Here is a 20,791-nt window from a genome sequence, read left to right as displayed (position 1 = left end):
TCACCGAAGTACTTCGTGATCGCTGCCGTCAACGTCGTCTTGCCGTGGTCAACGTGACCAATGGTGCCGATGTTGCAGTGCGGTTTGTTACGTTCAAACTTTTCCTTAGCCATGATGGCCTCCTTTATCTTGGCGGTGCGCCTCTCGGGCCCACCCTACGGTGTGGTAGGGTGCGGGGACGTCCCCGCACCGCTGCTTATGCGTATTTCGACTGGATCTCTTCCGAGATGTTCGCCGGCACCGGCTCGTAGTGGGCGAACTGCATGGTGAAGTTCGCGCGACCCGAGGACATGGAGCGCAGGTTGTTGATGTAGCCGAACATGTTGGCGAGCGGCACGAAGGCGTTGATCGCCACCGCGTTGCCGCGCGGTTCCTGGCCGGTCACCTGGCCACGACGCGAGGTGAGGTCACCGATGATGTTGCCGGTATACTCTTCCGGCGACACGACCTCGACCTTCATCATCGGCTCGAGCAGCTTGGCGCCCGCCTTGCGAAGACCTTCACGCATACACATGCGCGAGGCGATTTCGAAGGCGAGAACGCTCGAGTCAACGTCGTGGTACTTGCCGTCGATCAGCGCGACCTTGAAGTCGATGACCGGGAAGCCGGCGAGCGGACCGGAGTCCATGACCGAGTTGATGCCCTTCTCGACGCCCGGGATGTATTCCTTGGGCACCGAACCACCGACGATCTTCGACTCGAACGAGTAGCCTTCGCCCGGCTCGGTCGGCGAGATGACCATCTTGACCTCGGCGAACTGACCGGACCCACCCGACTGTTTCTTGTGGGTGTAGGTGTGCTCGATCTCGTGACCGATGGTCTCGCGGTAAGCCACCTGCGGCGCGCCGATGTTGGCTTCCACCTTGAACTCGCGCTTGAGGCGGTCGACGAGGATGTCGAGGTGAAGTTCGCCCATGCCCTTCATGATTGTCTGACCGGACTCGAGGTCGGTTTCGACTCGGAAGGACGGATCCTCGGCAGCGAGACGCTGGAGGCCCTGGGACATCTTCTCCTGGTCGGCCTTCGTCTTGGGCTCGACGGCGATTTCGATCACCGGATCGGGGAAGGTCATCGTTTCGAGAACGACCTGCGCGTTGGTGGCGCAGAGCGTGTCACCGGTGGTGGTCTCTTTCAGACCGGCCAGCGCGATGATGTCACCCGCGAACGCCTCTTCGATCTCTTCACGATCGTTCGAGTGCATCATCATCATCCGGCCAATGCGCTCTTTCTTGCCCTTGGTCGAGTTGATGATGTTGTCGCCCTTGTTCAGGACGCCCGAGTAGATCCGGGTGAAGGTCAACGAGCCGACGAAGGGGTCGTTCATGATTTTGAACGCCAGCGCCGAGAACGCCATGCTGTCATCCGCGCGACGCGGGATGTTGCGGGTCTCGGTCTCGTCGTCCGGCGCAAAGCCCATGTAGTCGACCACGTCGAGCGGGCTCGGCAGGAAGTCGACGACAGCGTTGAGCAGCGGCTGAACACCCTTGTTCTTGAACGCCGAGCCGCCGAGGACGGGCACGAATTTCAGGTCGAGGCAGCCCTTGCGGATCAGCGAGCGCAGCGTCGGGATGTCGGGCTCTTCGCCTTCGAGGTAGGCCATCATCGCGTCGTCGTCCATTTCGACGGCGTTCTCGATGAGGTGCGAGCGCCACTCGTCGGCGGTCGCCTTGAGGTCGTCACGGATCGGACGACGCTCCCACGAAGCACCAAGGTCTTCGCCGAGCCAGACCCACTCTTCCATCGTGACGAGGTCGACGATGCCTTCGAGCTTGTCTTCGGCACCGATCGGGAAGTTCACCGGAACCGGGGTCGCACCGGTGCGGTCCTTGATCATCTGCACGCAGTTGAAGTAGTCGGCGCCGATCTTGTCCATCTTGTTGACGAAGACGAGACGCGGAACCTTGTAGCGATCGGCCTGACGCCACACCGTTTCGGTCTGCGGCTCGACGCCGGCGTTGCCATCGAGCAGCGCAACGGCGCCGTCGAGAACGGCGAGCGAACGCTCGACTTCGATGGTGAAGTCGACGTGGCCGGGGGTGTCGATGATGTTGAAGCGAACCTTCACGTCATCGGTGCCCTCGTCGGTCGGGTCTTCCTGCCACTGCCAGAAGGTCGTGGTCGCAGCCGAGGTGATGGTGATCCCCCGTTCCTGCTCCTGCTCCATCCAGTCCATGGTCGCGGCGCCGTCGTGCACTTCGCCGATCTTGTGGGACCGGCCGGTGTAGTAAAGGATGCGCTCCGTGGTCGTGGTCTTGCCGGCATCAATGTGCGCCATGATGCCGAAGTTACGGTAGCGTTCGAGGGGATATACGCGTGCCATTGGAATGGGCCTCTCGGGAGTGTTCGGTTACCAGCGGTAGTGGCTGAACGCGCGGTTCGCGTCGGCCATCTTGTGGGTGTCTTCGCGCTTCTTCACGGCGGTGCCGCGGCCGTTGACCGCGTCGAGCAGTTCGCCGGCGAGGCGCTCTTCCATCGTGTTTTCGTTGCGCGCACGGCAGGCGGTGATGAGCCAGCGGATCGCGAGGGCTTCACGGCGCTCCGGGCGAACCTCGACCGGCACCTGGTAGGTGGCACCACCGACGCGGCGCGAGCGGACCTCGACCGAGGGTTTGATGTTGTCGAGCGCTTCGTGGAAGATTTCCACCGGCGCGCGCTTCACCTTGTCCTCGACGCGACCCAGCGCGTTGTAGACGATTTTCTCGGCGACGGACTTTTTACCATCGATCATGAGATTGTTCATGAACTTGGTCAGAACCTTATCGCCATACTTGGCGTCAGGCAGAATTTCGCGCTTTTCAGCGGCGTGACGACGGGACATTCCGCTCTCTCCTTACTTCGGACGCTTCGCGCCGTATTTCGAACGACGCTGCTTACGGTCTTTGACGCCCTGGGTATCCAGCACACCGCGAAGGATGTGGTAACGGACACCCGGAAGGTCTTTCACACGGCCGCCACGGATGAGCACGACGGAGTGCTCTTGCAGGTTGTGGCTCTCACCGGGGATGTAGCTGATGACTTCGTAGCCATTGGTCAGACGGACCTTGGCGACTTTCCGCATGGCGGAGTTCGGCTTCTTCGGGGTCGTTGTGTACACCCGGGTGCAGACGCCGCGCTTCTGCGGGTTCCCCTCGAGGTGCATGGACTTGTTGGTCCGGCGTTTCGGCTGCCGCGGCTTGCGGATCAGCTGTTGGATCGTTGGCATTGGGCTCGTTTCCCCGTGTTGCAACACTATGTTCGTGGGGCGCGCGCCCCGGTTCATTCAGATTTCAGCGCCTTTCGCGTCCGAAAAACGCAAGATACCGCACCCGCCCCAGTCAGCCGGGGCGACGCGGTGGGTTCATCAGAGGATCGGGGCACAAGGCCCGGATCATGGCCACTTCAGTTCTGCAGACGGACGGGCGGAGACACTTCCCCTGTTGTCCGGGTGCGCGCCGTATATGGGGAGTCGTATGCCTTGTCAACGGCGATGGGCCAGAATCCGCGGCGCGCGCCCGAAAAGCCTATCGTCCTTGCAAAAAAGCCGTTTCAGGCGGATAATCAAGGACATTCGGTAGGGCGGAACAACCGCCCACCATTTTTGAGCAATCGAGGCGAGCAGACAATGAATATTCTTCAGATTACCGCGGCTCTGGCCGCCTGTACCGCCATGAGCGGGTGCGCGATCTTCGGGGGTCAGGCCATCTCCGGGCAAGGGGCCGAGCTTCTCGACAGTTCGCCCGGTGTCGACGTTTCGCGTCTGGACGATCCCGCGGGCGAGGCCGATTTCCAGGCCGCCTACCAGTTCATCCAGGGGCAGGACGCGACCACGAACATGCCCAACAGCGGGAGCGCGACCTACCTTGGCGGCTTCGGGGCGGATGCCACGGGGGACGTCAACGGTTTCATGACCGGGGCGCTGAGCATGACGGTGAACAACCTCAACAACGGCACGGTCACGGGCACGGCGGACGAGTTCGCGCTCTACAATGGCGACGGGTCGCTCAACCGTGACTTCTCGGGCGAGGTCTTTCTGAACGGCGGGGTGACGGGCACTGCCATCACCGCTGCGGGCACGGACAACATCCGCGACAACTCCACCGGGCAGGAAAGCGACGCCACGCTGACCCTCAACGGCGCGTTCCGGGACGTGACCCGTCAGGGCCGGGCCAGCGCGGCCACCGGCACGGCAACGGGGAGCGGGACCGGCGGGTTCGACTTCGCCCTGAGCGACGGGAAGTTCTTCCTCGTCGGGCAGGACTGACCGGCGGGCCGCGGCATGGCCACGGTTCCCGGCAGCCTCGCGCTTCTGTCTGTGCGCAATGAGGGCCCGTTCCTGTTGGAATGGGTCGCTTGGTACCGGATGCTCGGATTCGACCGGATCCTCGTCATGCATAACGACTGCACGGACCACTCGCCGCAGCTCCTGCGGCTTTTGGAGCGCGAAGGGGTCCTGACCCAGAAAAAGCACCAGCCGGACCCTGCGCGCCCGCCGCAGCCGCAGGCACACCGTCTGGCCGCGAAGCAGGACATCCTGCGTGAAGCACAATGGGCCTGGGTCTGCGACACGGACGAGTTCCTCGTGATCCATCCCGGCGAGGGGCTGCTGTCCGACCTTGTCGCCGCCTGGCCGGAGGGCGCCGAGGCGATGGCGGTGCATTGGAAGATCTACGGGACCGACGGGGCGGAAGCCTGGGTCGATCAGCTTGTCCACCGCTCGACCCTGCGCTGTGCCGCGCCGGACGCCCAGCAGAACACGCAGTTCAAATGCCTCACCCGGACGCCCGCGCACTGGGGCTGGCTGCGGTCCCACGGGCCGAAGGAGTGGCAGGGGCCGGGCGCGTGGGAGGACGCCGCGAACCGGATCGTGCTGGCCGATGGTTCCCCCCTCGAAGGCTACTCGCCGGAACAGTCGCCCGCCAACGGCACGCCCCGCGACCGGATCACGCACGAGCTGGCTCAGGTGAACCATTACGCGCTCCAGTCGCGCGAGCGGTTCCTGTTGAAGAAGGGCACGCTTGGCGCGGCGGCGCTTCTGGACCGCTACACGGACGATTTTTTCCTGCGCTTCGATCATAACGAGGACGAGGACGGCGCGGCCCTGAAATACGCCGAGCGGTTCGATGCGGAATACGCGCGGCTGACGGCGATACCCGGTGTGCTGAGGCTCCACCACCTGTGCTGCGCCGACTACCTCATGGCCATCGCGGACAAGCTCGGCAGGCCGCATGAGGCCTATCCGGCCATTGCGGCCCATCGGGAGACCGCCCAGGCACTCCCCGCTCACAGCCGCCCGGCCAAGGGCCCAGCGACCTGACGTTTCCAGACGGCGCGGGCTGACGCCCGCACATGTCGAACTGCGCTCGGGCCGCGAAGGCCCCGGAGGGCGCTGCCCTCCGGACCTCCCGGGATATTTTCCGACCGGAAAGCCCAACGAAAAAGCCCCGCCGGTGGGGCGGGGCTTTTCCTGTGTCTTGTGTCAGCAGATCAAGGCTGTTCGTCGCCGCTCTCAGGCGTTTCGACAAGCCCGCTGTCGCCGAACGGATCGACCTCTTCCGCCGGAGCGGCCAGTGCCGCCGCAGCTTCCGCCTCGGCCCGCGCTTCGTCGATGACCTTGCGGTCCCGTTCCTGCGCGATGGAGCGCACCTTCATGGTGGCCCCGCCGGTGCCGGCCGGGATCAGGCGACCCACGATGACGTTTTCCTTGAGACCGACGAGCTTGTCGCGCTTGCCCTGCACCGAGGCTTCGGTGAGGACCCGCGTGGTCTCCTGGAACGACGCCGCCGAGATGAACGACCGGGTCTGGAGCGAGGCCTTGGTGATCCCGAGAAGGATCGGCTGACCCTCCGCCGGGCGACCGCCCTTGGACACCGCCTTTTCGTTCGCCGCGTCGAACTCGGCCTTGTCCACATGCTCGCCCTTGAGCAGCGTGGTTTCGCCCGAGTCCATGATCTCCCACTTCTGGAGCATCTGGCGCACGATGACCTCGATGTGCTTGTCGTTGATCTTCACGCCCTGGAGGCGATAGACGTCCTGCACCTCGTCGATCATGTAGTCTGCAAGCGCCTCGACCCCCATGATGGCGAGAATGTCATGCGGCGCGGGATTGCCGTCCATGATGTACTCGCCCTTCTGGATGAAGTCGCCTTCGGCCACTGGAATGTGCTTGCCCTTGGGCACCATGTATTCCACCGGCTCCATGCTCTCGTCCGAAGGTTCGATCGAGATGCGGCGCTTGTTCTTGTAGTCGCGGCCGAAGCGGACGTAGCCGTCGATTTCGGCGATGATCGCGTGATCTTTCGGGCGACGGGCTTCGAACAGTTCCGCGACCCGCGGCAGACCACCGGTGATGTCTTTGGTCTTGGCACCTTCGCGCGGGATCCGGGCAATCACGTCGCCGGCCTGCACGTCGGCCCCGTCCTCGATCGAGAGGATGGCGTCCACGGACATCGTGTAGGTGATCGGGTTGCCCTGATCGTTGCGCACCGGCTCGCCATCCGCATCCGCGAGGATGAGTTCCGGCTTGAGGTCCGAGCCCTTGGGCGCAGAGCGCCAGTCGGTCACGATCTTCTGGGTCATGCCGGTGGCATCGTCGGTTTCGTCACGCACGGAGATGCCCGAGACGAGGTCGACGAATTTCACCGTGCCGCCCGCTTCCGCGATGATCGGCAGGGTATACGGGTCCCATTCGAAGAGCTTGTCGCCCCGCTCGATGGTCTGCGCATCCTTGACGAGCAGCTTGGAACCGTAGCCCGGCTTGTAGCTCGCCCGTTCGACGCCGTTGTCGTCGACGATAGCGACCTGCATGTTGCGGCCCATGATGATCATCTCGCCCGAAGCGTTCTCAAGCGTATTGGCGTTGCGGAACTCGATCTTGCCGCCCTGCCCCGCTTCCTGGAAGGACTGCTGACCACCCTGCGCGATGCCGCCGATGTGGAAGGTCCGCATCGTCAGCTGGGTGCCGGGTTCGCCGATGGACTGTGCCGCGATGATGCCGACGGCTTCGCCGACGTTCACCTTGGTACCACGGGCGAGGTCACGGCCGTAGCAGGCCGCGCAGACGCCTTCTTCGGACTCGCAGGTCAGCGGCGAGCGGATGCGCATGGAGAGCACACCGGAATCGTCGATGAGGTCTGCCTTGCGCTCGTCGATCAGCTCGCCGCGCGCCACCAGCACCTCTTCGGTGGCCGGGTGGAGCACGTCGTCCGCCGACACGCGGCCCAGGATACGCTCGGCCAGAGTCGCCACCACTTCACCGTCGTTGATCGCCGCAGACGCGGTGATCGCATTCTCGGTGCCGCAGTCGCGGTCGCGCACGATGCAGTCCTGCGCCACGTCCACGAGACGGCGGGTAAGATACCCGGAGTTCGCGGTCTTGAGCGCGGTATCGGCCAGACCCTTACGGGCGCCGTGGGTCGAGTTGAAGTACTCGAGCACGGTGAGGCCTTCCTTGAAGTTCGAGATGATCGGCGTTTCGATGATCTCACCCGACGGCTTGGCCATCAGGCCGCGCATCCCGCCGAGCTGCTTCATCTGGGCCGGGGACCCCCGGGCACCGGAGTGCGACATCATGTAGACCGAGTTGGGCTCCATTTCGGCGCCCGCATCGTCCACGCGCACGGCCGAGATGTCCGCCATCATCGCGTCGGCGACCTGATCGGAACACTTCGACCAGGCGTCGACCACCTTGTTGTACTTCTCGCCAAGAGTGATGAGGCCGTCCATGTACTGCTGTTCGAACTCCTTCACCTGCTCGCGCACGGAGTCGACGATGGTCCACTTGGAGTCCGGGATCACCATGTCGTCCTTGCCGAACGAGATGCCGGCCCGGAAGGCTTCCTTGAAGCCCATCGACATGATCTGGTCACAGAAGATGACCGACTCTTTCTGGCCGCAGTAGCGGTAGACGGTGTCGATGACCTGCTGCACTTCCTTCTTGCGCAGGAGCCGGTTGACGAGATCGAACGGCGCCTTGGCGTTGAGCGGCAGGAGCGCGCCCAGAAGCATCCGGCCCGGAGTCGTCTCGAACCGCTTGAAGATTTCCTGACCCGTTTCGTCGATCTGCTTGATACGGGCCTGGATCTTGGTGTGCAGGTGCACTTCGCCGGCGTCCAGCGCATGCTGAACCTCGTCGACGTCGGCAAAGACCATGCCTTCGCCCTTCATGCCCTTACGCTCCATCGTGATGTAATAGAGGCCGAGGATCATATCCTGCGACGGCACGATGATCGGCGCGCCGTTGGCGGGCGACAGCACGTTGTTGGTCGACATCATCAGCACGCGCGCTTCCAGCTGGGCTTCCAGCGAGAGCGGGACGTGGACAGCCATCTGGTCACCGTCGAAGTCGGCGTTGAACGCCGAACAGACGAGCGGGTGAAGCTGGATCGCCTTGCCTTCGATGAGCATCGGCTCGAACGCCTGGATGCCGAGACGGTGCAGCGTGGGCGCGCGGTTCAGCAGAACCGGGTGCTCACGGATGACCTCATCCAGAATGTCCCAGACTTCGGGGCGCTCTTTCTCGACCAGTTTCTTGGCCTGCTTCACCGTGGACGAGAGGCCCTTGGCCTCCAGCCGCGAGTAGATGAAGGGCTTGAACAGTTCGAGCGCCATCTTCTTGGGCAGGCCGCACTGGTGCAGCTTGAGCTCCGGCCCGGTCACAATGACCGACCGGCCCGAGAAGTCGACGCGCTTGCCCAGAAGGTTCTGGCGGAAGCGGCCCTGCTTGCCCTTGAGCATGTCCGACAGCGACTTCAGCGGGCGCTTGTTGGCCCCCGTGATGACGCGGCCGCGACGGCCGTTGTCGAACAGCGCATCGACGGATTCCTGAAGCATCCGCTTCTCGTTACGCACGATGATGTCCGGCGCGCGCAGTTCGATCAGCCGCTTGAGGCGGTTGTTGCGGTTGATGACGCGGCGATACAGGTCGTTGAGGTCCGAGGTCGCGAACCGGCCACCGTCGAGCGGGACCAGCGGGCGCAGTTCGGGCGGAATGACCGGGATCACGGTCAGGATCATCCATTCCGGGCGGTTGCCGGATTCGATGAAGCTTTCCACGACCTTGAGCCGCTTGATGATCTTCTTGGGCTTCAGCTCACCCGTCGCTTCGGCCAGATCGGCGCGCAGCGTTTCGGCCTCGCTTTCAAGGTCGATGGCCGCCAGCATTTCGCGGATCGCCTCGGCGCCGATGTTCGCCTGAAAGGCGTCCATGCCGTAGGTGTCCTGAGCGTCGTTGAACTCTTCCTCGCTCATGAGCTGACCGTATTGCAGGTCGGTGAGACCCGGCTCGATCACGACGTAGTTCTCGAAGTAGAGAATCCGCTCCAGATCGCGCAGCGTCATGTCGAGCATGAGGCCGATCCGGGACGGAAGCGACTTCAGGAACCAGATGTGCGCGACGGGCGCGGCCAGTTCGATGTGGCCCATACGCTCGCGCCGCACCTTCTGGAGCGTCACTTCGACACCGCATTTCTCGCAGACGACGCCGCGATACTTCATGCGCTTGTACTTGCCGCAGAGGCACTCGTAATCCTTGATCGGGCCAAAGATACGGGCGCAGAACAGGCCGTCGCGCTCGGGCTTGAAGGTCCGGTAGTTGATCGTCTCAGGCTTCTTGATCTCGCCATACGACCAGCTAAGGATCCGTTCGGGCGACGCGAGCGACACCTTGATCTCGTCAAAGATCTTTTGCGTCGCAAGCGGGTTGAACGGGTTGGTTGTAAGTTCCTGGTTCATTTGGATTTCCTCAAATCTGTTCCGGTTGGGGGGATGGGGTGAGGCTCAGCGCCTCACTCATCCGGCTCCCCTTCCGAATCCAGGAGTTCCATGTTGAGGCCGAGACCCCGGACTTCTTTCACGAGCACGTTGAAGCTCTCCGGCACGCCGGCCTCGAAGTTGTCCTCGCCCTTGACGATCGACTCGTAGACCTTGGTGCGGCCTGCCACGTCGTCCGACTTGACGGTGAGCATCTCCTGCAGCGTGTAGGCGGCGCCGTAGGCTTCGAGCGCCCAGACTTCCATCTCGCCGAAGCGCTGACCACCGAACTGCGCCTTACCACCGAGCGGCTGCTGGGTGACGAGCGAGTACGGGCCGGTCGAACGCGCGTGGATCTTGTCGTCGACCAGGTGGTGCAGCTTGAGCAGGTACTTGACGCCGACGGTCACGGGGCGCGCGAACTGCTCGCCCGTGCGGCCGTCGAAGAGCACCGACTGACCCGAGGTATCGAAGCCGGCACGCGTGAGCGCGTCGTTGACCTCGGGCTCCTTCGCGCCGTCGAAGACCGGCGTTGCGATCGGAACACCGCGCGTCACGTTCGAGGCTGCCTCGACGAGACGATCCTCGTCCATGCCCTCGATGCCTTCCGCATAGACGTCGTCGCCATAGGCGAGCTTCATCGCGTCACGCACCGGGGTCAGATCGCCGGAGCGTTTGTACTCGCCCAGCGCCTCGTCGATGTTCAGACCCAGACCGCGTGCGGCCCAGCCCATGTGCGTTTCGAGAATCTGACCCACGTTCATCCGCGACGGCACGCCGAGCGGGTTGAGGCAGAAATCGACCGGAGTGCCATCGCCGAGGAACGGCATGTCTTCCATCGGGACGACCCGCGAGATGACACCCTTGTTCCCGTGACGACCAGCCATCTTGTCGCCCGGCTGAAGCTTGCGCTTCACGGCGATGAAGACCTTGACCATCTTCATCACACCCGGCGGAAGGTCGTCGCCACGACGCACCTTCTCGACCTTGTCCTCAAAGCGGTGCTCGAGGGCACGCTTCTGCACCTCGTACTGCGCGTTCAGAGCTTCGACCTGTTGGGCGTCGGCCTCGTTTTCGAGGGCGAGCTGCCACCACTGGCCACGGCTCAGGCTGCCGAGAAGCTCCTCGTCGATCTTGGACCCGGACTTGACGCCCTTGGGGCCTTTCACGGCGGTCTTGCCTTCGATCATGTCCCGCAGACGGGCATAGATGTTGCGGTCGAGGATCGCGAGTTCGTCGTCCCGGTCACGGGCGAGGCGCTCGACCTCTTCACGCTCGATCTGAAGCGCACGTTCGTCCTTTTCGACGCCGTGACGGTTGAACACCCGCACTTCCACGACGGTGCCGTAGTCGCCCGGTTTCACCCGCAGCGAGGTGTCGCGCACGTCCGAGGCTTTCTCACCGAAGATGGCGCGGAGCAGTTTCTCCTCCGGCGTCATCGGGCTTTCGCCCTTCGGTGTGATCTTGCCCACGAGAATGTCGCCCGGCTCCACGTCGGCACCGATGTAGACGATGCCCGCTTCGTCGAGGTTGCGCAGGGCTTCCTCGCCGACGTTGGGGATATCGCGCGTGATCTCTTCCGGCCCGAGTTTGGTGTCACGGGCCGCGACTTCGAATTCCTCGATGTGGATCGAGGTGAACACGTCGTCCTGCGCGATGCGCTCGGAGATCAGGATCGAGTCCTCGTAGTTGTAGCCGTTCCACGGCATGAAGGCGACGACGACGTTCTTGCCGAGCGCCAGTTCACCGAGGTCGGTGGACGGGCCGTCGGCGATCACTTCGCCCTTGCCGACCGTGTCACCGACCTTCACCAGCGGGCGCTGGTTGATGGCGGTGTTCTGGTTCGACCGCTGGAACTTGCGCAGACGATAGATGTCGACGCCCGGATCGCCCGGCTCGAGATCCGCAGTGGCGCGAATAACGATACGCGTGGCGTCCACCTGGTCGATCACGCCGGCCCGCTTGGCCTGAATGGCCGCGCCGGAGTCGACGGCGACCTTGCCCTCGATGCCGGTGCCGACCAGCGGCGCCTCGGCCCGCAGAAGCGGAACCGCCTGACGCTGCATGTTCGAACCCATGAGGGCGCGGTTGGCGTCGTCGTTTTCGAGGAACGGGATGAGCGAGGCCGCGACCGACACCAGCTGTTTCGGCGACACGTCGATCAGGTCGACGCTGTCGACCGGGGCGAGCGTGTATTCGCCCGACTGGCGGGTGTTGACCATCTCGTTCACGAACTTGCCGCCCTCGTCGAGGGTCGCGTTCGCCTGCGCCACGGTGTGACGCATTTCCTCGGTCGCGGACATGTAGTGGACTTCATCCGTCACCTGAGCGTCCTTCACGACGCGGTAGGGGGTTTCGATGAAGCCGTACTTGTTCACGCGGGCGAAGGTGGCCAGCGAGTTGATAAGACCGATGTTCGGGCCTTCCGGCGTTTCGATCGGGCACATCCGGCCGTAGTGGGTCGGGTGAACGTCGCGCACCTCAAAGCCCGCACGTTCGCGGGTCAGGCCGCCCGGCCCGAGCGCCGAGAGACGCCGCTTGTGCGTAACCTCGGAGAGCGGGTTGGTCTGGTCCATGAACTGCGACAGCTGCGAGGAGCCGAAGAATTCGCGCACCGCGGCGGCGGCCGGTTTGGCGTTGATGAGGTCCTGCGGCATGACCGTGTCGATCTCGACCGACGACATGCGCTCCTTGATCGCGCGCTCCATGCGGAGCAGCCCGACGCGGTACTGGTTCTCCATCAGCTCGCCGACCGAACGCACCCGGCGGTTGCCGAGGTGGTCGATGTCGTCGATGTCGCCGCGCCCGTCGCGAAGCTCCACCAGCGCCTTGATGCAGGAGATGATGTCCTCACGGCGCAGGGTGCGCTGCGTGTCCTCGGCGTCGAGGTTCAGGCGCATGTTCATCTTCACGCGGCCCACGGCGGAGAGGTCGTAACGCTCGCTGTCGAAGAAGAGCTGGTCGAACAGGTTCGACGCGGCTTCGACGGTGGGCGGCTCGCCCGGGCGCATGACGCGGTAGATGTCCATGAGCGCGGTGTCGCGGTTCACGTTCTTGTCCGCCGCCATCGTGTTGCGCATGTACGGGCCGACCGTGACGTTGTCGATGTCGAGCACCGGAATCGTCGTGACGCCCGCATCGACGAGGTCCTTGACCGTCCCGCCGATGAAATCGCCGCCCTTGTCGTATTCCATCGTCAGCTCATCACCGGCCTCGACATAGATCGCGCCGGTTTCTTCGTTGATGATGTCCTTGGAGACGTAGCGGCCGGTGATGGCCTCGAACGGCACGAGGATGTTCTGCACATTGCCCGCGTCGATCAGCTTCTTGACCGCGCGCGGCGTGACCTTCTTGCCGGCTTCGAACAGGACTTCGCCGCTGTCGGCATCGACAACGTCCGTCGTCGGGCGCGTGCCGCGAATCCGCTCGGGGAAGAACTTGGTCACCCAGCCCTTGTTCTTTTCGAGCTTGTATTCGACCGTCTGGTAATAGGCATCCATGATGCCCTCCTGGTCGAGGCCCAGCGCATAGAGCAGGGTCGTGACCGGGAGTTTCCGGCGGCGGTCGATGCGCGCGAAGACGATGTCCTTCGCGTCGAATTCGAAGTCGAGCCAGGAGCCGCGATAGGGAATGATGCGGCAGGCGAAGAGCAGCTTGCCCGAGCTGTGAGTCTTGCCTTTGTCATGGTCGAAGAAGACGCCCGGCGAGCGGTGCATCTGGGACACGATGACGCGCTCGGTCCCGTTCACCACGAAGGTGCCGTTCGGGGTCATCAAGGGCATGTCGCCCATGAAGACGTCCTGTTCCTTGATGTCCTTGACCGACTTGGCGCCGGTATCCTCGTCCACATCGAACACGATCAGACGCAGGGTGACCTTGAGCGGCGCGGAATAGGTCATGTCGCGCTGCTGGCACTCTTCCACGTCGTATTTCGGATGCTCGAGCTCGTAGCGGACGAATTCCAGCGTCGCGGTCTCGTTGAAGTCCGAGATCGGGAAGACCGACTGGAAGACACCCTTGATGCCTTCGCCGTCCATCGGCTCGGGCTCGTCACCGGAGTTGAGGAAGAGGTCGTAAGAGGCCTTCTGCACTTCGATCAGGTTCGGCATCTCCAGCACTTCGCGGATTTTGCCGTAGTATTTACGAAGACGTTTCTGGCCAAGGTAGGACTGCGCCATAAGGTGTGCACCTTTATTGTTTTCTCACTGACCGCAAGACCGCCGGGGCACCGGTCTGCTGGCCGCTCGAAACGGGGGTTCGGATCCATACCTGGAAACCTTCCCACAGGTCTCCGCCCGATCCTTGAACCGCGCCTTGGGGAAGGTCACCGAAGCCGCTGCTTCGATATGGCCCTCGCCAAGACAGGTTCGGCTGGACCCGGATTTCTCCGGACCCAGCCTCGATTTTCGCGCCGGAGCTTGCGCTCCGCAGGCCTCAGGCCAGTTCCACCTCGGCGCCAGCTGCTTCCAGCTTGCCTTTGATGTCTTCGGCTTCGGCTTTGTCGACGCCTTCCTTGATCTTGCCGCCGGCTTCGACCAGGTCCTTGGCTTCTTTCAGGCCAAGACCGGTGATGCCGCGGACTTCCTTGATGACGGCAATCTTGTTGCCACCAGCCGACTTGAGAACAACGTCGAATTCCGTCTTCTCTTCTTCGGCAGCGCCACCGGCGTCGCCAGCCGGGCCGGCCATCATGACAGCGCCGCCAGCAGCGGGCTCGATGCCGTATTCGTCTTTGAGGATCTCTTTGAGTTCCTGAGCTTCGAGAAGGGTCAGACCCACGATCTCTTCAGCAAGTTTCTTCAGATCAGCCATAGTACTGTTTCCGTTTCTTTAAGGTGTGTTCCAACGTGAGCGATTGCAACGCTACGTCGGCCTCTAGATTGCTTACGCAGCCTTTTCCTCGATGGTGGAAAGGATGGATGCGATGTTCGAAGCAGGGGCGCCAATGGCACCGGCGATGTTCGACGCGGGCGCGCCAATGCACGAGGCGATCTGAGCGAGAAGCTCTTCGCGCGACGGCATCTTGGCGACACGGCCGACACCAGCGGTGTCGAGTGCCTCCTCGCCCATAGCACCACCAAGGATCTGAAGCTTTTCATTATCCTTGGCGTACTTATCCATGACCTTGGCCGCAGCCACGGGGTCTTCGGAATAGGCGAGTACGGTCATGCCCGTCAGGTATTCGGCGATCGAAGCCGCCTGTTTGCCTTCAAGGGCGATCTTGGCGAGCCTGTTCTTGGCAACACGCACCGAACCACCCGCTTCCCGCATTTGGGCGCGGAGGTCCTGCATCTCAGCAACCGTGAGGCCTTCGTAGTGGGCAACCACAACGACGCCAGAGCTTTCGAAGATCTGGCCGAGTTCCTCGACCACTTTCTCTTTCTGGGCTCTATCCACAGTTTCACTCCAAGTATGGAGGGTGTGACCCCTCCGGCTCTTATTTCACCGGGTGCAGGCACCCGATGGTCGGGTCCTTACGGGTCCGTCCAAGATCACCCGAGGCACCTGTCGGTGGCCCGAAGAAATCTGGTCTTTTCCCGTCTCAGGCAGGATTTATGGATTGCTCCACCCGCCGTCTCGGACGAAACGCAAAACAGCGCACGACGAATCGCACGCTGGTTACGTTTGGCTTAACTAGCCGGTCGGGTCGGGAATTCCAAGACGGAATATGACATTTTTCGCGCCCGCAGGCAAGCTTTGGCGCATACAGCGCATTCTGGCCTGCACCGGGGGTGGCACTGCCCCACGCTGAACATTCTGCGCGGCGCACTGCACCCGTGGCATCAAGCCCGCGTGTTGCGATTGCAATTCTTTGTTGACATCGCAACCCATCATGGGGAACCTGAAAGAACGCCGGCACTCGAAACCGGCCAAGGGAGGATACTATGAAACTCAATCTCACCGGCCTTTCGGCCGCGGCTGTCCTGTTGCTTGGAACGAGCCTCGGCGCACAAGCCGATACGATAAAAGTGGGCGTGGTCGCGCCGTTTTCCGGCCCCTTCGCTCTCTACGGCAAACAGTTCCAGGAAGCGATCGAAGTCTATCAGGCTCAGAACGGCACCACCGCGGGCGAGCATGACATCGAATTCGTCTACAAGGATTCCGGCGGCCCGAACCCGGATCAGGCCCGCGCGCTGACGCAGGAGCTGCTCATCAAGGACCAGGTCGACTACCTTGCGGGCTACGTCTTCACGCCGAACGCGTTGGCCGTCGCGCCGCTGCTCGACCAGTCCGAGACGCCGCTCGTCATCTTCAACGCCGCCACCAGCGCTATCAACGCCCAGTCGGATTTCTATCTGCGCACGTCCTATACCCTGTGGCAGGTCTCCGCGCCGATGGCCGAATGGGCCTATGAGCAGGGCATCCGCGAGGTCGTGACCACCGTCACCGATTACGGTCCCGGCATCGATGCCGAGAACGCCTTTGTCGCGGCCTTTGAAGAGGCGGGGGGCACGATCCTGGATTCGATCCGGATGCCGCTGTCGACCACCGACTTCACACCCTTCATCCAGTCGATCCGCGAGCAGTCGCCGGACGCGCTGTTCACTTTCCTGCCGGGCGGCCCCCCGACTTTCGGCTTCACCAAGACCTATAACGAGAACGGCCTGCGCGACGAAGGGATCATGTTCCTTGGCACCGCCGAAACGGAGGAGTCGAACCTTCAGGCGTTCGGGGATGCGGCCATCGGGCTGACCACCGCCTATCACTATTCCGCCGACCACGACTCGGACCTGAACCGCGAATTCATCGCCAAGAATACCGAGATGCATCCGGACGCGGTGACGAACTGGGCGACCATCGGCGCCTATGACGGCACCCATGTCATCTACGAGATGGTCAAGAATGCAGGCTCGGACGGCCCGGCGGCCGTGGAAAGCGTGCTTGGCATGGAATGGGAAAGCCCGCGCGGCCCGCTGACCATGGACCCCGAGACCCGGACCGTGATCCAGAACGTCTATATCCGCGAAGTTGAGCGGGATGATGAGAGCGGGATGCTGGTCAACCGCGAAAAGGGCGTGATCGCCACCGTGGGCGACCTCGGCTGGCCCGAGTAAGACTGACGGCGGGCGGCCCTTCGGGTCGCCCGCGTCCCTGAACACGACGCAGGCACACATGTCGCTTATCCTCAACATCCTGATCGACGGGGTCGCCTATGGCATGATCCTGTTCATGATCTCGGTCGGCCTGTCGGTGACGATGGGCCTGATGCGGGTCATCAACCTTGCGCATGGCGGGTTCGCATTGGTGGGCGGGGCCGTGGGGCACTGGCTTATCGCCGATCAGGGGATGAGCTTCTGGCTCGCCGCGCCGCTGGGCATCGCAGGTGCCGTCGCGCTCGCCTGGCCGCTGGAACGGCTGATCTATCGCCGGATCTACGGCTTCGGGGATCTGCAACAGGTGCTGGCCACCATCGGCCTGACCTTCCTGATGATCGCGACCGTGAACCGTCTGCTCGGCTCATCGCTGCTCGCCCTGCCGCTGCCCGAGGTGCTGGCCCAGAGCGTCGACCTCGGCTTCCGGACCCTGCCCCTGCACCGGCTGATCGTCATCGGCGTCGGGATCGCGGTGATCGCGGGGCTCTGGCTCCTGATCGACCGCACCCGGTTCGGCATCCGCCTGCGCGCCGCCGTCGACAACCGCGCGACCGCGTCCGCCATCGGGATCAACACCGGGCTAATCTATTCCGTCACCTTCTGCCTGGGCGCGGGCCTCGCCGCGCTCGGCGGTATCCTGGGGGCCGAGATGATGCCGATCGAGGCCTATTACCCGTTGCGCTACATGGTGCTGTTCCTGATCGTCGTCGCGGTGGGCGGCATGGGGTCGATCTCGGGCTCGTTCGCGGCTGCGCTGGGACTTGGCATCCTCGACACCGCGACGCGCTACCTCGTGCCCGACTTCGGGACGATCTTCTTCTACGGCTGCATCATCCTGTTCCTGGCACTCAGACCCAACGGATTGTGGGGGCGCACGGCATGAGCGACACGACCATCACCCCCAAACGTACGGGCCGGATCGCGGGTGTTCCGTTCCTCGGCGAAGCGATCCTGATCGCTGTCGTCATCGCGGCCTATTTCCTGTTTCCCTACAACCTCGCCTTCCTGACCCGCATCCTCATCATGGTGCTGCTGGTCCTGTCGCTCGACCTCGTTCTGGGGTTCGCGGGCATCGCCACGCTGGGACAGGCTGCGATGTATGGCACCGGGGCCTATGCCGCGGGGCTGTTCGCGGTTCATGTGACCGCCGCGCCCCTGCCTGGTCTGGTCGTGGGTGCGCTGGCGGGGGCCGTGCTCGCCTTCGTCTCCGGCCTCGTTCTGATGCGCGCGCGGGGCCTCACGCTCATCATGCTGACCATCGCCGTCGCCTCCATCTGTCACGAGATCGCGAACAAGGCGCGTGATGTGACCGGCGGCGCAGACGGGTTGCGCGGTATCCGGATGGAGCCCGTGGTGGGGCTCTTCGAGTTCGATTTCATCGGCAAGACGGCCTATTGGTACGTCTTCGTCGTGGTCTTTGCGGTGTTCCTGTTGCTCAAGCGGCTGGCCAATGCGCCGCTGGGGCTGAGCCTCAAGGGCATCCACGAAAGCCCCGAGCGCATGGCGGCCATCGGCGCGCCTGTCTACCGGCGGCTCGTGCTGGCCTATACGCTGGGCGGGGGTATCGCCGGGGTCGCGGGGGCGCTCGCCGCACAGGTGACGCAGCTCGTGAGCCTTGAGGTCTACAGCTTCAACCTGTCGGCCGAGGCGCTCATCATGCTTATCCTCGGCGGCACCGGGCGGCTTTACGGTGCGGTGATCGGGACGGTCATCTTCATGACGGTGCATCACGTCGCCGCCGCGGCCGATCCGTTCAACTGGCTGTTCCTGATCGGTCTGATGGTTCTGGGCGTCGTGTTCTTCCTGCCAAGGGGGCTGTCCCACCTGCCCACGGCCCTCGCGCGTCTGATGCGGGGGCGGACATGAGCGGGCTTCAGGTACGCGGCCTCAACAAGAGTTTCGGCGGGCTGACGGTCGCGCAGGACATCCACCTCGACCTGCCGCCCGGATCGCGCACCGCGCTGATCGGGCCGAACGGGGCAGGCAAGACGACGTTCTCGAACCTCATCACCGGCATTCTCACCCCAAGCGCGGGCGAGATCACGTTGGACGGACAGGACCTGCGGGCGTTGAACGAGGCGCAGCGGGTCAAGGCAGGCGTCGCCAAGACATTCCAGATCACCACCCTGTTTCGCGATCTCACGGTGCGCCAGAACCTTCGCCTGGCCCAACAAGAGCGCGACGAACGGGGACGCGCCTGGTTCCGGCGGGCCGATAGCTGGGGCGAGGCCGAGGACGAGATCGACGCGCAACTCGGCGCATTCCGCCTGATGGATATGGGCGACAAGCGGGTCGATGACCTTGCCTATGGACAGCAGCGACTGGTCGAGATGGCGATGACGCTGATGCTGAAGCCCCGTGTTCTGATCCTCGACGAACCGGCGGCGGGGGTGCCGTCTTCGGACAGCCACCTCATCACCGATGCGATCGAGGCATTGCCCGACGACCTTGCCGTGCTCATCATCGAGCATGACATGAAGCTCGTCTTTCGCGTTGCGCGGTCGATCATCGTGCTGGTGAACGGCGCGATCCTGACCCAGGGCACGCCGGAGGAGATCGCGGCGAACCAGCAGGTGCGGGACCTGTATCTCGGAGGGCGCAATCATGGCTGATCCGATCCTGTCGCTGGACAACGTTGTGGCGGGCTATGGCGACACGACCGTTCTGCATGGCGTGAGCTTCGACGTGCCCAAGGGCCAGCGGCTTGCCATCATCGGGCGCAACGGGGTGGGCAAGACCACGCTTCTGGGCACGATCATGGGGCTCACGCAGCTTCATTCCGGCCACGTCGCGATGGGCGGGCGGGTCATCGACCGGGTGGCGCCGCACCGGCGGGCGGGCACCGGGCTTGGGCTCGTGCCGCAGACGCGCGACATCTTCCCGTCCCTCTCGGTCGAGGAGAACCTGCTCTCCGGCCTGCGCGGCGATGCCACGCTGGAGGAGGCCTTTGCGCTCTTCCCTCGGCTCAAGGAGCGGCGGCGCAACGGCGGCGGGCAGTTGTCGGGTGGCGAGCAGCAAATGCTTGCCATCGCGCGCACGCTCATGGGGCGACCCGAGGTGCTGATGCTGGACGAACCGCTCGAAGGGCTGGCCCCGGTGATCTGCGACATGCTGATGGAGACGTTCGAGACGCTGTCCGCCGACGGGCGCCACACGCTCCTCCTCGTCGAACAGCACACCGAACTCGCGCTCGACTTCGCCGACCGTGTCATCATCCTCGACGCCGGCGAGATCGTGCAGGACGCGAGCGCCGAGGCTCTGCGGGCCGATCCGTCGATCATCGAACGCCACGTCGGCGTCGGACTGGCCGGCGCATGAGGCCCGCAACCTTGACTTGGCGTGGCGGAGCGGACAGGTGGATGTCGTTAACGGACGAACAAGACAGGACGTGCCGCAGTGAGAGGTGACCGGACAGTGTGTCCCGAGGGCCGGATTTCAAGCCCGACCCGCCGCAACAAGGACGGGCGGGATATCGTCGATATCACCACCTATATCCCCTATTTTTTGTCGTCCGTGAACAACGCGCTCTCGCTGGGCGCGTCATCGGAATATCTGAAAACCTTCGGGATCGGCATTGCCGACTGGCGCGTGATTTCCATGCTGGCGATCGAGCCGCGCATTCCCGCCGCGCGGATCGTCGAGGTCATCTCGATCGACAAGGGCGCGACGAGCCGGTCGCTCAACAAGCTGGCCGAGTTGGGGCTCGTGGACTTCGAAGCGATGGAAAGCGATCCCCGGCGACGGACCTGGGAGCTGAACGCCGCCGGATACGAGTTGCACGACCGAATCCTCGCCGCTGCGCTGGAACGCGAGAAAAAGCTGATCGAAGGGGCCGACCCGGATGATCTGGAGGCGTTCCTGCGGGTGATCCGCCTGATGCGAAAGAACGTGGACCGGCTCTAGCGCTTTCGCCACGGACCGGGGCCCGCGGCGACCCGCCGGGGGGCCAGCCCCCCGGACCCCCCGGGATA

The 20,791-nt window shown here is 63.7% G+C and carries 16 protein-coding genes; 8 read left to right on the top strand and 8 right to left on the bottom strand.

All coding sequences use genetic code 11. The features are described from left to right. The 4 genes from B2585_RS04290 to rpsL all read right to left on the bottom strand — a co-directional run. Positions 1 to 113 (bottom strand): GTP-binding protein (locus B2585_RS04290; protein WP_292019843.1); only part of this gene is annotated, 113 nt, incomplete at its 3' end. A gap of 83 nt (positions 114 to 196) precedes the next feature. After that, positions 197 to 2,320, bottom strand: coding sequence for an elongation factor G (gene fusA, locus B2585_RS04285; protein ID WP_292020369.1), 2,124 nt, complete (start codon positions 2,318 to 2,320; stop codon positions 197 to 199). Between the two features lie 27 nt (positions 2,321 to 2,347). After that, a complete protein-coding gene (gene rpsG, locus B2585_RS04280) occupies positions 2,348 to 2,818 on the bottom strand; it encodes a 30S ribosomal protein S7 (RefSeq protein WP_292020367.1) in 471 nt (156 codons plus the stop codon). Between the two features lie 12 nt (positions 2,819 to 2,830). Then, a complete protein-coding gene (gene rpsL / locus B2585_RS04275; RefSeq protein WP_150446916.1) occupies positions 2,831 to 3,202 on the bottom strand; it encodes a 30S ribosomal protein S12 in 372 nt (123 codons plus the stop codon). 399 nt (positions 3,203 to 3,601) lie between these two features. Here rpsL and B2585_RS04270 point away from each other — a divergent pair, with 399 nt between their 5' ends. Further along, a complete protein-coding gene (locus B2585_RS04270) occupies positions 3,602 to 4,240 on the top strand; it encodes a hypothetical protein (RefSeq protein WP_292020360.1) in 639 nt (212 codons plus the stop codon). A 15-nt stretch (positions 4,241 to 4,255) separates the two neighbouring features. Next, positions 4,256 to 5,293: a glycosyltransferase family 2 protein gene (locus B2585_RS04265; protein ID WP_292020358.1), complete on the top strand. Its 1,038-nt coding sequence runs from the start codon at positions 4,256 to 4,258 to the stop codon at positions 5,291 to 5,293. A gap of 170 nt (positions 5,294 to 5,463) precedes the next feature. On the opposite strand, the gene rpoC is transcribed toward B2585_RS04265, so the two are convergent. The 4 genes from rpoC to rplJ form a co-directional block, all read right to left on the bottom strand. Next, positions 5,464 to 9,708 (bottom strand): DNA-directed RNA polymerase subunit beta', encoded by a 4,245-nt coding sequence (gene rpoC / locus B2585_RS04260; RefSeq protein WP_292020356.1) that lies wholly within the window; start codon positions 9,706 to 9,708, stop codon positions 5,464 to 5,466. Positions 9,709 to 9,761: 53 nt separating this feature from the next. Further along, positions 9,762 to 13,904 (bottom strand): DNA-directed RNA polymerase subunit beta, encoded by a 4,143-nt coding sequence (gene rpoB / locus B2585_RS04255; protein WP_292020354.1) that lies wholly within the window; start codon positions 13,902 to 13,904, stop codon positions 9,762 to 9,764. Positions 13,905 to 14,160: 256 nt separating this feature from the next. Further along, positions 14,161 to 14,538 carry a 50S ribosomal protein L7/L12 gene (gene rplL, locus B2585_RS04250; protein WP_292020352.1) on the bottom strand — a complete coding sequence of 126 codons (378 nt, stop codon included), beginning with the start codon at positions 14,536 to 14,538 and terminating at the stop codon, positions 14,161 to 14,163. 72 nt (positions 14,539 to 14,610) lie between these two features. Next, a complete protein-coding gene (rplJ, locus tag B2585_RS04245; protein ID WP_292020350.1) occupies positions 14,611 to 15,123 on the bottom strand; it encodes a 50S ribosomal protein L10 in 513 nt (170 codons plus the stop codon). 488 nt (positions 15,124 to 15,611) lie between these two features. Here rplJ and B2585_RS04240 point away from each other — a divergent pair, with 488 nt between their 5' ends. The 6 genes from B2585_RS04240 (at position 15,612) to B2585_RS04215 (ending at position 20,723) form a co-directional block, all read left to right on the top strand. Next, complete coding sequence (locus B2585_RS04240; RefSeq protein ID WP_292020349.1) at positions 15,612 to 16,781, top strand: ABC transporter substrate-binding protein; 1,170 nt, start codon at positions 15,612 to 15,614, stop codon at positions 16,779 to 16,781. 58 nt (positions 16,782 to 16,839) lie between these two features. Next, entirely contained in the window at positions 16,840 to 17,703 is an 864-nt protein-coding gene (locus tag B2585_RS04235) for a branched-chain amino acid ABC transporter permease (RefSeq protein WP_292020347.1), read from the top strand. Then, entirely contained in the window at positions 17,700 to 18,686 is a 987-nt protein-coding gene (locus B2585_RS04230) for a branched-chain amino acid ABC transporter permease (protein ID WP_292020345.1), read from the top strand. Before B2585_RS04235 ends, B2585_RS04230 begins: the two co-directional genes overlap by 4 nt. After that, positions 18,683 to 19,432: an ABC transporter ATP-binding protein gene (locus tag B2585_RS04225; protein ID WP_292020338.1), complete on the top strand. Its 750-nt coding sequence runs from the start codon at positions 18,683 to 18,685 to the stop codon at positions 19,430 to 19,432. The genes B2585_RS04230 and B2585_RS04225 overlap by 4 nt, the downstream gene beginning before the upstream one ends. Beyond that, on the top strand, positions 19,425 to 20,138 hold the full coding sequence (locus tag B2585_RS04220; RefSeq protein ID WP_292020336.1) for an ABC transporter ATP-binding protein: 714 nt from the start codon (positions 19,425 to 19,427) through the stop codon (positions 20,136 to 20,138). Before B2585_RS04225 ends, B2585_RS04220 begins: the two co-directional genes overlap by 8 nt. A gap of 78 nt (positions 20,139 to 20,216) precedes the next feature. Continuing rightward, entirely contained in the window at positions 20,217 to 20,723 is a 507-nt protein-coding gene (locus tag B2585_RS04215) for a MarR family winged helix-turn-helix transcriptional regulator (protein ID WP_292020334.1), read from the top strand. Positions 20,724 to 20,791: the final 68 nt, after the last annotated feature.

The organism is Maritimibacter sp. UBA3975, from assembly GCF_002384975.1.
Classification (GTDB): domain Bacteria; phylum Pseudomonadota; class Alphaproteobacteria; order Rhodobacterales; family Rhodobacteraceae; genus Maritimibacter.
Note: the sequence above shows the minus strand (reverse complement) of the source record. Positions and strands in the feature narration are given on the sequence as shown.

What these genes read in the sequence shown, in the direction of transcription:
- fusA (WP_292020369.1), bottom strand. Translation starts at nt 2,320, where the DNA reads ATGGCACGCGTATATCCCCTCGAACGCTACCGTAACTTCGGCATCATG.
- rpsG (WP_292020367.1), bottom strand. Translation starts at nt 2,818, where the DNA reads ATGTCCCGTCGTCACGCCGCTGAAAAGCGCGAAATTCTGCCTGACGCC.
- rpsL (WP_150446916.1), bottom strand. Translation starts at nt 3,202, where the DNA reads ATGCCAACGATCCAACAGCTGATCCGCAAGCCGCGGCAGCCGAAACGC.
- B2585_RS04270 (WP_292020360.1), top strand. Translation starts at nt 3,602, where the DNA reads ATGAATATTCTTCAGATTACCGCGGCTCTGGCCGCCTGTACCGCCATG.
- B2585_RS04265 (WP_292020358.1), top strand. Translation starts at nt 4,256, where the DNA reads ATGGCCACGGTTCCCGGCAGCCTCGCGCTTCTGTCTGTGCGCAATGAG.
- rpoC (WP_292020356.1), bottom strand. Translation starts at nt 9,708, where the DNA reads ATGAACCAGGAACTTACAACCAACCCGTTCAACCCGCTTGCGACGCAA.
- rpoB (WP_292020354.1), bottom strand. Translation starts at nt 13,904, where the DNA reads ATGGCGCAGTCCTACCTTGGCCAGAAACGTCTTCGTAAATACTACGGC.
- rplL (WP_292020352.1), bottom strand. Translation starts at nt 14,538, where the DNA reads ATGGCTGATCTGAAGAAACTTGCTGAAGAGATCGTGGGTCTGACCCTT.
- B2585_RS04240 (WP_292020349.1), top strand. Translation starts at nt 15,612, where the DNA reads ATGAAACTCAATCTCACCGGCCTTTCGGCCGCGGCTGTCCTGTTGCTT.
- B2585_RS04235 (WP_292020347.1), top strand. Translation starts at nt 16,840, where the DNA reads ATGTCGCTTATCCTCAACATCCTGATCGACGGGGTCGCCTATGGCATG.
- B2585_RS04230 (WP_292020345.1), top strand. Translation starts at nt 17,700, where the DNA reads ATGAGCGACACGACCATCACCCCCAAACGTACGGGCCGGATCGCGGGT.
- B2585_RS04225 (WP_292020338.1), top strand. Translation starts at nt 18,683, where the DNA reads ATGAGCGGGCTTCAGGTACGCGGCCTCAACAAGAGTTTCGGCGGGCTG.
- B2585_RS04220 (WP_292020336.1), top strand. Translation starts at nt 19,425, where the DNA reads ATGGCTGATCCGATCCTGTCGCTGGACAACGTTGTGGCGGGCTATGGC.